The 10,003-nt window shown below is 69.8% G+C and carries 11 protein-coding genes; 8 read left to right on the forward strand and 3 right to left on the reverse strand.

Annotated features, from left to right (window positions below; genetic code table 11):
• Window positions 1-43: 43 nt before the first annotated feature.
• Both VGO20_RS03725 and VGO20_RS03730 read left to right on the forward strand, forming a co-directional pair.
• Window positions 44-607, forward strand: coding sequence for an HNH endonuclease (locus VGO20_RS03725; RefSeq protein WP_327500956.1), 564 nt, complete (start codon window positions 44-46; stop codon window positions 605-607).
• 89 nt (window positions 608-696) lie between these two features.
• Entirely contained in the window at window positions 697-1,719 is a 1,023-nt protein-coding gene (locus VGO20_RS03730; protein WP_327500946.1) for an NUDIX hydrolase, read from the forward strand.
• Between the two features lie 30 nt (window positions 1,720-1,749).
• Here the strand turns inward: VGO20_RS03730 and VGO20_RS03735 are convergent, their stop codons facing one another.
• The 3 genes from VGO20_RS03735 to VGO20_RS03745 are packed head-to-tail and all read right to left on the reverse strand — an operon-like array spanning window position 1,750 to window position 3,293.
• Window positions 1,750-2,394, reverse strand: a complete 645-nt coding sequence (locus VGO20_RS03735; protein ID WP_327500947.1) for a TetR/AcrR family transcriptional regulator — start codon at window positions 2,392-2,394, stop codon at window positions 1,750-1,752.
• Between the two features lies 1 nt (window position 2,395).
• Complete coding sequence (locus VGO20_RS03740) at window positions 2,396-2,887, reverse strand: anthrone oxygenase family protein (protein ID WP_327500948.1); 492 nt, start codon at window positions 2,885-2,887, stop codon at window positions 2,396-2,398.
• Window positions 2,888-2,897: 10 nt separating this feature from the next.
• Window positions 2,898-3,293, reverse strand: a complete 396-nt coding sequence (locus VGO20_RS03745) for a hypothetical protein (RefSeq protein WP_327500949.1) — start codon at window positions 3,291-3,293, stop codon at window positions 2,898-2,900.
• Window positions 3,294-3,526: 233 nt separating this feature from the next.
• Between VGO20_RS03745 and nadA the strand changes: the two genes are divergently transcribed.
• From nadA to VGO20_RS03775, 6 genes are all read left to right on the forward strand, one after another.
• The gene (gene nadA, locus VGO20_RS03750) at window positions 3,527-4,537 is read left to right on the forward strand and encodes a quinolinate synthase NadA (protein WP_327500950.1); all 1,011 of its coding nucleotides are present in this window, start codon (window positions 3,527-3,529) and stop codon (window positions 4,535-4,537) included.
• Window positions 4,538-4,547: 10 nt separating this feature from the next.
• Complete coding sequence (locus VGO20_RS03755; protein WP_327500951.1) at window positions 4,548-6,185, forward strand: L-aspartate oxidase; 1,638 nt, start codon at window positions 4,548-4,550, stop codon at window positions 6,183-6,185.
• Window positions 6,170-7,012: a carboxylating nicotinate-nucleotide diphosphorylase gene (gene nadC, locus VGO20_RS03760; protein WP_327500952.1), complete on the forward strand. Its 843-nt coding sequence runs from the start codon at window positions 6,170-6,172 to the stop codon at window positions 7,010-7,012. Before VGO20_RS03755 ends, nadC begins: the two co-directional genes overlap by 16 nt.
• 15 nt (window positions 7,013-7,027) lie before the next feature.
• Complete coding sequence (locus VGO20_RS03765; RefSeq protein ID WP_327500953.1) at window positions 7,028-7,468, forward strand: DUF3293 domain-containing protein; 441 nt, start codon at window positions 7,028-7,030, stop codon at window positions 7,466-7,468.
• Window positions 7,469-7,778: 310 nt separating this feature from the next.
• Window positions 7,779-8,645 (forward strand): hypothetical protein, encoded by an 867-nt coding sequence (locus tag VGO20_RS03770; RefSeq protein WP_327500954.1) that lies wholly within the window; start codon window positions 7,779-7,781, stop codon window positions 8,643-8,645.
• Window positions 8,646-8,659: 14 nt separating this feature from the next.
• On the forward strand, window positions 8,660-10,003 hold a 1,344-nt coding region (locus tag VGO20_RS03775), incomplete at its 3' end, for a B12-binding domain-containing radical SAM protein (protein WP_327500955.1).

Genomic DNA, 10,003 nt, shown 5'->3' on the forward strand with positions numbered 1-10,003 from the left:
TCGCGGCGCCGATCCGGGTCGGGAACCAGAGGAGGGCGTGGACTTGGCTCCACCACCCGATCACTGTCCGGCTCTCGTGCTGAACGCGGATTTCCGCCCGCTCAGCTACTTCCCCCTGTCGCTCTGGTCCTGGCAGGAAGCCGTCAAGGCCGTGTTCCTGGACCGCGTCAACATCATCTCCGAATACGACCGCGTCGTCCGCTCCCCCAGCTTCGAGATCCGGCTGCCCAGCGTGATCTCGCTGAAGGAATACATCCCCGCCGCCCGTCGTCCGGCTTTCACCCGCTTCAACGTCTTCCTGCGCGACCGTTTCAGCTGCCAGTACTGCGGCGAGCCGGGGCCGACCCACGAGCTGACCTTCGACCACGTCATTCCCCGCTCCAAGGGCGGCAGGACGACCTGGGACAACGTCGTCACCTCCTGCTCGGCCTGCAACCTTCGCAAGGGCAACCGGCTGCCGGACCAATGCGGGATGATCCCGCTGTCGCCGCCCTTCCAGCCGACCGCGTACCATCTCCAGGAGAACGGCCGGGGCTTCCCGCCGAATTTCCTGCACGAGAGCTGGCGGGACTTCCTCTACTGGGACACGGAACTGGACCCGTTCTGATCCCGCGGTCCGTTTCGGCTTGCACCACGGCTGCGCCGTTGCGACACACGTGCTGACGGGGTGGGCCGACGGCGATGCTGGAGGACGGGGTGACGCGAGCGGCGACGGGCGGGATTGCGCTGGACCTGACGGCCGTGGTCGTCGCGGTCACCGGCGAGACGCCGCGCGTGCTGGTGGTGCGCGACGGAGACCCGCCGGCGGCCGACGCGCCCGCGCCGCATCGCGATGCGCTGCCTTCCGGTCCGTTCGACCCCGTCCGCCACCGCACGCTCCAGAGCGGGCTGCGCGGCTGGGTCGAGGCGCAGACCGGCCTGGCGCTGCGCTACGTCGAGCAGCTCTACACCTTCGGCGACCGGTTCCGCGGCCCCGGCGAACTGGCGGGCGGGCCGCGGCTGGTCTCGGTCGGCTATCTGGCGCTCGTGCGCGAGACCCCGCCGACGGCCGGTGGGGCGGAATGGCGGGACTGGTACGACTACCTGCCCTGGGAGGACTGGCGCGACGACCGCCCCGCGATTCTCGACCGGGTCGTGGTGCCGGCGCTGCGGCGCTGGATCGAGCGGGCGGAGCGGCCGATGCTGCGCGACGACCGGATGGAGCGTGCGGCCACCGCCTTCGGCCTCGACGGGCCCGACTGGGACGGCGAGCGCGTGCTGGAGCGCTACGAGCTGCTCTACGAGGCGGGCCTGGTCGTGGAGGCGCAGCGCGACCGCGATGCGGCCGATGCGGCAGGTTTCGGCGCCGAGCTGCCGCCGGCGCCGGGCGAGCCGCCGCGGGCCCTCGGCCGGCCGATGGCGGCCGACAACCGGCGCATCCTGGCGACCGCGCTGTCGCGCCTGCGCGGCAAGCTGAAATACCGCCCGCTGGTGTTCGAGCTGCTGGCGCCGGAATTCACGCTGCTGCGCCTGCAGCAACTCGTCGAGGCCCTGTCCGGAGACCGGCTGCACAAGCAGAATTTCCGGCGCCTCGTCGTCGCCGGCGGCCTGGTCGAGCCGACCGGCCGCATCGAGAGCCGGACCGGCGGCCGCCCGGCCGAGCTGTTCCGCTTCCGCCGCGAGGCCGTGCGCGAGCGTGCCGGGGCCGGGGCCGGGGCCGGGGCCGGGGAAGAAGCGTGACGACGGCCGGTCCGTGGAAAGCCCGGCCCGTCATGTCGCATCCGGACCGGGCTGCCGCGTAGCGGCGACGAAGGCCATCATCGTGTCGACGACCCGTCCGGCCAGGCGGTCGCCGTCGACCGTCTCGGAAACCGGCGCCCGGTCCTGCAGCATCAGCGACGCCGCGCCATGGACCGCCGACCACAGCGTGAAGGCGACGACGTCGGGGTCCTGTCCGGGCAGGTATCCCTCACCCTGGCATCCGACGATGCTCGCCCGCAGCAACGCCAGCGACTTCAGCCCGAGATCGTTCCGGAAGGGATTTTCGGCGGCCTCGCCGCCACCGTCGGACGGCGGCGGTGCGAACATCAGCCGGTAGAGCGACGGGTTCTCGAGCGCGAACGCGATGTAGGCGATGCCGCCGGCGCGCAGTCTCTCGAACGCGCCGATCGCGGAACGGCCGGCCAGGGCGAGCTTGCCGGCGAAGAGCCGCTCGAAGCCGGCATCGTGGACGGCTCGGAGCAGGTCGTCCTTGTTGCGGAAGTGGTTGTACAGGGCGGGGGCGCGGCAGCCGACTGCGGCCGCCACCTCCTGCATGGTCAACTCCGCGGCACTCGTCCGTTCGAGAAGGCGGGTCGCCTCCTCTATGGCCCGTCCGCGGATGTCGATCTGCTGGTCCTTGCGCGGCCGGGCCATGTCAGGCCTCCGCCCGCCTGCCGTGCCCGAAGCTCCAGAGGAGCATCGCGGTGGCGACGAGGGCGGCGGCCGTGCGGACGTGGTTGAGGCCCATCCAGTCGCGCAGGTAGTCTGCCATGGCGGCGGCGGCGCTTCCCGCCGCCGGGTCGACGGCCGCCAGCGCCTCGTTCAGCGGCACGTTGCCGAGCACGGTCACGCCCGGCACGCCGACGAGATAGACCAGCCCGGAGGCCGCGTTCACGGCTCCGGCGAACCGGGCCATGAACGCGGAACGCACCATGAGCGCGACGGCGATCAGGGCAGCCCCGAAGAACCCGATCCCGAACAACGGGTTCCTCACGGCGACGTTGATGTCCTGCATCGCGGCGATGGCCACCGCCGGTTCGGCGCGCTCGAGCCCCGGCATGACCACCGCCGAGAAAGACCAGAAGAACCCGGCCATGAGGCCGAACCAAAGGATGCCGGCGAACGGGAGGATGCGATCCGCCTGCATGGTCGCCGTCTCACAGGTGCTTGCGGAGGCGGAGGCTCGACACGATCAGCGTCGCGATCAGGATCGAGCCGACCGCGATCGCCGGATAGACGGTGGGTGTCTGGGCGAAGAAGAACGGGTTTTCGCCGGGATACAGCTTGTGCGGGCCGTAGGACAGCAGGGACGCGGCGGCAAAGGCGACCGTCGGCACGAAGAACCACCGCGAGTTCGAGGCCAGCAGCACCGCGCCCAGCGCGGCCAGGGCCAGCGTCGCTCCGATGAACGGGGACAGGAATTCCGGCGGGAAGGGCGGCGTGCGCGAGTAGAGGCCGCCGAGCATCACGAGCTTCAGGACGACGAGGCCGGCGAGCGATCCGAGCGCCAGTGCCCGGGGCGCGGCGCAAGCGTAGGGCGCGGCGGTGTTCATGGCTGCCTCTCCGTAAATGAATGTCATTAAATTAATGACGTTCATAACAGCGGTCAATGCGGATTTCGCACCGGCGCCGGTCGAGGCTGCCGTGAGCCTGCCGTGAGGCTGGCCTGCCGGTCTCCTCCGAAGAACTCTTGCCAATCTGCTCGTATCGAGTATATGCATGATATGCTCATATTGAGCATCAACGATATATGCTCTTTAAAAGCATAATTGCCCCGGAGCCGATCATGAGCCTCGCCGCAACCCTCGACTACACACCCGAGATCGCGCGTGCCACCGCACCTGTCTACGATCGGCTCCGCCGCGTGGTCCCCGAGATCGAATGGCCGTTCCACGCGCCGCTGGTCCATGCGATCACCGAGCTGAAGCGCGAGCGCAACGCCGTCGTCCTTGCGCACAACTACCAGACGCCCGAGATCTTCCACGGCGTGGCCGACATCGTCGGCGACAGCCTGGCGCTCGCCCGCAAGGCGGCGGAGACCGAGGCCGACGTGATCGTGATGGCCGGCGTGCATTTCATGGCCGAGACCGCCAAGCTGTTGAATCCCGACAAGCTGGTCCTGATGCCGGACATGCGGGCGGGCTGCTCGCTCGCGGAGTCGATCACGGCCGCCGACGTGCGGCTGCTGCGCGAGCGCTGGCCCGGCGTGCCGGTCGTCACCTACGTCAACACCTCGGCCGAGGTGAAGGCGGAGTCGGACGTCTGCTGCACGTCGGGCAACGCGGTCGAGGTGGTCGAGTCCCTGGGCGTGGACCGGGTGATCTTCCTGCCGGACGAGTTCCTGGCGAAATACGTGGCCAGCCGCACGAAGGTCGAGATCATCGCCTGGCAGGGTCATTGCGAGGTCCACGAGCGCTTCACCGGCGCCCAGATCGGGGAGTATCGCGACCGCTTCGACGACCTGGTCGTCCTCGCCCATCCCGAATGCCCGCCCGACGTGCTGGCTGCGGCCGACTTCGTCGGCTCGACCGCGCACATGATCGACCACGTCGTGGCGGGCCGGCCGCGCCGCGTCCTGATGGTCACGGAATGCTCGATGAGCGACAACGTCGCCGCGGCGGTGCCCGACGTCGAGTTCGTGCGCCCCTGCAACCTGTGCCCGCACATGAAGCGGGTGACGCTGTCCAACATCCTGGAGGCGCTACGCACGCTGCAGCCCCGGGTCGAGATCGATCCGGCGGTCGCCGGCCGGGCCCGCCGCGCGGTCGAGCGCATGCTCGCCGTCCGTCCTCGCTGAGGGCCGTGCCGTGATCGCCGTGCGGGAAGCCGGCGCGATCGTGCTCGGCTCCGGCCTCGCCGGGCTGACGGCGGCGCTGGCCCTGGCGTCCGTACCGACACCGGCGCCGGTCCTGGTGCTGACGAAGACGGCCGGCCTCGCGGGCGGGTCCAGCCTCTGGGCCCAGGGCGGCGTCGCGGCGGCGCTCGGCCCCGGGGATGGGCCGGCCGACCACGCCGCCGACACGGTCGCGGCCGGCGCCGGGCTGGTCGATGCCGCCGCCGCCGGGCTGCTGGCGGAGGAAGGGGCGGCACGGGTGCGCGACCTGCTCGCGTCCGGCGCGCCGTTCGACCGGGCCGCGGATGGTGCGCCGCTGCTCGGCCGCGAGGCCGCCCACGGCCGGGCGCGGATCGTCCATGCCGGCGGGGACGCGACCGGGCGCCTCCTGGTCGGCGACCTCGTCCGCCGCCTCGCCTCGGCGCCGTCGGTCCGCGTCGGGACGGAAGCCTTCGCCGCCGACCTCGTCGTGCGCGATGGCCGCGTGTGCGGCGTCCTGGCTTTCCACCGCCGGGGCGGCTGGATCTTCCACCGTTGCGGCCGCGTCGTGCTCGCGACCGGGGGGATCGGCGCCGCGTGGCTGCGTACGACCAACCCGCCGGAGGCGACCGGGGACGGGCTCGCCATGGCGGCACGCGCGGGCGCCGTCCTCGCCGATCCGGAATTCGTGCAGTTCCACCCGACGGCGCTGGCGGCCGGCGGAACGAGTGCGCGCATGCCGCTGCTGACCGAGGCGCTGCGGGGCGCCGGCGCGGTGCTGGTCGATGGCGCCGGCCGGCGGTTCATGCCCGACGAGCATCCGGATGCCGAGCTGGCGCCCCGCGACGTCGTCGCCCGTGCGGTATGGCGCCGGGTCGCCGCCGGCGAGCCGGTGCTTCTCGACATGCGCGCCGTGCTGGCGGGGCGGCCGGACGGCTTTCCCACCGTGCGTGCGGTCTGCGCCGAGGCCGGCTTCGATCCCGCGCGCGAGCCGGTGCCCGTAGCGCCCGCCGCGCACTACCACATGGGCGGGGTGGCGACCGACGATCTTGGCCGCAGCTCCGTCGCCGGCCTGTGGGCGTGCGGCGAGGTCGCCTCGACCGGCGTCCACGGCGCCAACCGACTGGCCTCCAACTCGCTGCTGGAAGCCCTGGTCTTCGGTGCGCGGGTGGCCGCGGACGTCGCCGGCCGGGCGCTCCCGGCACCGCCTCCGGTCGCGGTGCCCGCGGTCCCGGCCGTCCCGGACGAGGCCCTGTCCGCGGATCTGGCCGCCGGGCTGCGCACCACCCTTTACGAGGGGGCAGGCCTTGTTCGCGACGCGGACGGCCTGGGCTGCGCGCTCGACCGCATCGCGCGGGACGAGGCGGCGCTGGCGGCCGCGCCCGGCGGCGCATCCGGCTATGAGGCGGTCCGCCGCTGGGGCGAGGCGCGGAACCTGCTCCTGGTCGGCCGTCTGGTCGCGCGGGCCGCCCTCGACCGGCAGGAGAGCCGGGGGGCTCATTTCCGGCGCGATTTCCCCACGCCCGCAGCCGAGGCCCGGCGGCGGTTCCTGACCCTCGGCGACGTCTCGGGGGTGCCTGCACCCGACCCGCTCGCCGCCCAGCCGATGGTGAAGGCATGCTCTATCCATTGATGTACGAACCCGTGGTGCGCGCGGCACTCGCCGAGGATCTCGGTTGCGCGGGCGACCTCACGACCGATGCGGCCGTGCCGGCCGACGCGCGTGCCGTCGCGCGCTTCTCGGCGCGCGGGGCGGGCAGGGTGGCAGGCCTCGACGCGGCGCTCTCGGCGTTCCGGATGCTCGATCCCGCGCTGGCGGTCGAACCCCTGCTGGCCGACGGCGCCGACGTCCCGGCCGGCGGGGTGCTGGCCGTCGTGTCGGGCGCGGCCCGGCCGATCCTGACCGGGGAGCGGACGGCGCTCAACCTGCTGGGCCGGCTGTGCGGCATCGCGACCGCGACCCGCGCGCTGGTCGAGGCGGTGGCCGGGACGCGGGCGCGCATCGCCTGCACCCGCAAGACCACGCCCGGGCTGCGCGCGCTGGAGAAGCACGCCGTGCGCATGGGCGGCGGCGCGAACCACCGTTTCGGCCTCGACGACGCGGTCCTGGTCAAGGACAACCACATCGTCGCCGCCGGGGGGCTGGGGCCGGCGCTGGAAAGGCTGCGCTCCAGGCTCGGCCACATGGTCAGGATCGAGGTCGAGGTCGACACGCTCGACCAGCTCGAAATCCTGCTGCGCGATCCGGTGGACGCCGTGCTCCTCGACAACATGGACCCGCAGACGCTGCGCCGCGCGGTCGCGATGGTCGGCGGCCGCATGATCACCGAGGCGTCGGGGAACGTGACCCCGGAGACGGTCCGCGCCATCGCCGAGAGCGGCGTCGACATGGTCTCGGTCGGCTGGATCACCCATAGCGCGCCAAACCTGGACATCGGCCTGGATTTCGAGCCGGGCTGACCCCACCATCGGGGCATGCTCGACGACGACCTCCTCGCCGCCTACCGGGCGACCGCCTACGTGGTGCCGCGGCAAGGCGGCGACGTCGTCGTCCGCATCGACGAGGCGAGCCCCGGGCTCGACCGGCTGCTTGCCGCACTCGGCGCCCGGACGGCCGTCTTCGTGACCGCCTGGAACCCTCTCAGCCGTCCACGGCCGCGCGCCGAGAACGAGGCCGCCGCGGCGCGGCTCGCCGCCGAAGCGGCGGCGCATGGCTGGCGGTCGCTGCCCCAGGAGGGGCGCGGCGACGACGGCACCTGGCCGCCCGAGCCGGGGCTGCTCCTGCTCGACCTCGATCGTGCGCAGGCCGTGGCCCTTGCCGAGCGCCACGGCCAGAACGCCGTCGTCTGGTGCGAGGCCAGCGCGCCGGCCCGGCTGCTGCTGACGCCGCTCGCGACGAGTTCGTCCTCTCGCTGACGTTTACTTTATGACGATTTGATGGCGCCGCCTTTCCGCTTGGAACGGGGGTCTCGCCATGCCTATGCAACGCCTTTCGTCCTGGTCAAAGGAACTGGACTCACCAATTCTCCTATCATAGGATAAATCCAATGACGGGATAACTCGAATTCGTCCCGAGGCGGTATATGGAGGAAAATTTCAAATGCCTCGTAAGCGAACTGCAGAGCTTGTACTAACACAAACTGCAGACCTTGGTATGCAGGACTTCATAAGTTCGGAGCTGGAGTGGTACAATAGCACTCCATACGCCCATCTCACCGTCTTTCTCATGGTCGAGGAAGACTCGAAAGAAGTCCGGGAGCGGATCAGGACGCTCGTCGACGCCTTCCGGGAGGGCAAGGACTCCCAGAAATCGGACCCGAATTTCAAAGTGCTCGTGTCGGATCGGGTCACGGACGACCTCGTCGATTTCGTCGAGGAACTCGACTGCCGTCTCCCCCGCATCACCTTGATTCCCCATTTCCCGGACCGGCTCGGTTTCGCGGGGCTGGCCGAACGGATGAGGTCGGCGACCGCGGTCCTGCGGCGGCACATCGTGGACTGGCGGCTGTCGATCACGGTGGAGTCGCCCCACGAGAGCCTGGAGACGCTGTGGGGCGAGCTCGACCGGCTGGAGCGCGACGACGACGCGGCAGGCGTTCTGCGGCCCTTCCCGCTGCTGGAGGTGCCGTTCGACGCCGCCTCGACGGATGCGGTACGGCTGGAAGAGCGCATCGCGGAGATGTGGTCGCGCTGGCCCCAGCTCAACGACGCCGTGAACGGCAGCCGCGGAGGCTACGTCAAGCACTTCTACTCCCTGAAGGAGCTGTGGCATCTCGGCCAGGTGATGCGCCAGGCCGACGTCTCCGCCGACTTCGCCCGGCTGCGCGCCTCATACGGCATCGAGGGTGACGCGCTCGCCCGGCTGGAACTGTTCGACCAGGCCTTCCTGGAGCGCCACGCCTCCTTCGACCTCTACAACAAGTGGCGCTACAAGAACGACAACGTCGTGCTGGAGTTCGACCTCGACTCGATCGCCGACACCTACGAGTGCCAGTCCCCCGTCTTCATCGACAACAAATGGATCCTCGAGAGCGGGTCCCTGCCTGCCGGCGCCGACGAGGCCGAACCGGCGCCGGAAAAGCGCGCGAGCTGAACAAGGAGCGAAGCATGCCCGACGAAGTTCGATCCTTCAACGACGGTATCGGGTCGACGGCCGAGAGCCGTCAGGCCGGCCGCCGGTCCGACGTCCATACGGTCGACGTGGTCCTGCTCAAGATGCCGAACCACAACATGGACTATCCGCATCTCGCGGTGCCGACGCTGACCAGCGCGCTGAGGCGGAATTTCTTCAAGGTGAAGCAGCAGGACGTCAACGTGCTGCTGCGCGACCACCTCCTGACCAAGGAGATGCTGGACGACCTGGCCTACCGCTTCCTGCCCGAGCTGGCCAAGGCGCATGTCGACGTTCCCGCGGATTTCGACCGCATCCGCAACGCGCTCGTCTACCTGCATTACATCGACGACAACATCGGCTTCGCGCGCATCGAGGCGGTGAAGAAGAAGCTCCAGTCCCGCCAGTACGAGAGCGTCTTCTGCGACGAGCAGGAAAGCGGCATCGCGACGCTGATCTTCGTGCTGACGGGCATGCTCCACGTCGTGATCGACCTGGCGCTGACCCATGCCGAGACGGGTGGCGAGATCCCCAATCCCGTGACCGACTTCCTGCACGCCAAGGTGCTCGAGGTGGCGGCCCTCAACCCGCGCATCGTCGGCTTCTCGGTGATTCAGATCCAGCGCAAGGCGACGCTGTGGTTCGCCCGCCATCTGCGGCCGCTGATCGTCGGCAAGATCGTCGTCGGCGGTCCCGATGTCTCGACCTTCAAGGAAGAGTACCTCAAGAACAACGACTACATCGACTACGGCTTCCTGAAGGAGGCCGAAACCACGATGCTGGACTTCCTGCGGGGCCAGAAGAAGGTCGAGGAGATCGACGGCGTTGTCTATCGGGACGAGGAAGGCAACATCAAGGTCAATGAGGCCCGCTACGACATCAGCCTCTCGGTGTTCCGCCCCGACTTCGACGACTACGATCTCGACAAATTCCTGTTGCCGACCCTGCCGCTGTCGACCTCGCGGGGTTGCGCCTTCGCGAAATGCACTTTCTGCAACCACTACAAGACTTATTCCGGGTACTACAGCAACGATGCCAAAACCACGGTCGACAACATCGAGTACCTGGTGAAGCGCTACAACACGCGCTTCTTCCACTTCGTCGACGACATGCTGGAGGTGCACGAAGGCAAGGCGATCGCGGAAGAGCTGATCAAGCGCGACCTCGACGTCAACATTCTCACCTATGCCCGCTTCGAGCCGCAGTTCCTCGAGCCCGGAATCATCGAGCTGTGGCACAAGGCCGGCATCCGGGTCGTCGAGTGGGGGCTGGAGTCGGCTTCCCAGAAGGTGCTGAAGAAGATGATCAAGGGCGTGTCGATCCGGCAGGTCCAGGAGATC

Origin of the sequence: Arenibaculum sp. (assembly GCF_035998295.1) — a bacterium.
GTDB lineage: Bacteria > Pseudomonadota > Alphaproteobacteria > Azospirillales > Azospirillaceae > DASYHS01.

Coding starts and splice junctions, on each gene's coding strand:
- VGO20_RS03735 (WP_327500947.1), bottom strand. CDS start 2,394: ATGGCCCGGCCGCGCAAGGACCAGCAGATCGACATCCGCGGACGGGCC.
- VGO20_RS03740 (WP_327500948.1), bottom strand. CDS start 2,887: ATGCAGGCGGATCGCATCCTCCCGTTCGCCGGCATCCTTTGGTTCGGC.
- VGO20_RS03745 (WP_327500949.1), bottom strand. CDS start 3,293: ATGAACACCGCCGCGCCCTACGCTTGCGCCGCGCCCCGGGCACTGGCG.
- nadA (WP_327500950.1), top strand. CDS start 3,527: ATGAGCCTCGCCGCAACCCTCGACTACACACCCGAGATCGCGCGTGCC.
- nadC (WP_327500952.1), top strand. CDS start 6,170: ATGCTCTATCCATTGATGTACGAACCCGTGGTGCGCGCGGCACTCGCC.
- VGO20_RS03765 (WP_327500953.1), top strand. CDS start 7,028: ATGCTCGACGACGACCTCCTCGCCGCCTACCGGGCGACCGCCTACGTG.
- VGO20_RS03770 (WP_327500954.1), top strand. CDS start 7,779: ATGGTCGAGGAAGACTCGAAAGAAGTCCGGGAGCGGATCAGGACGCTC.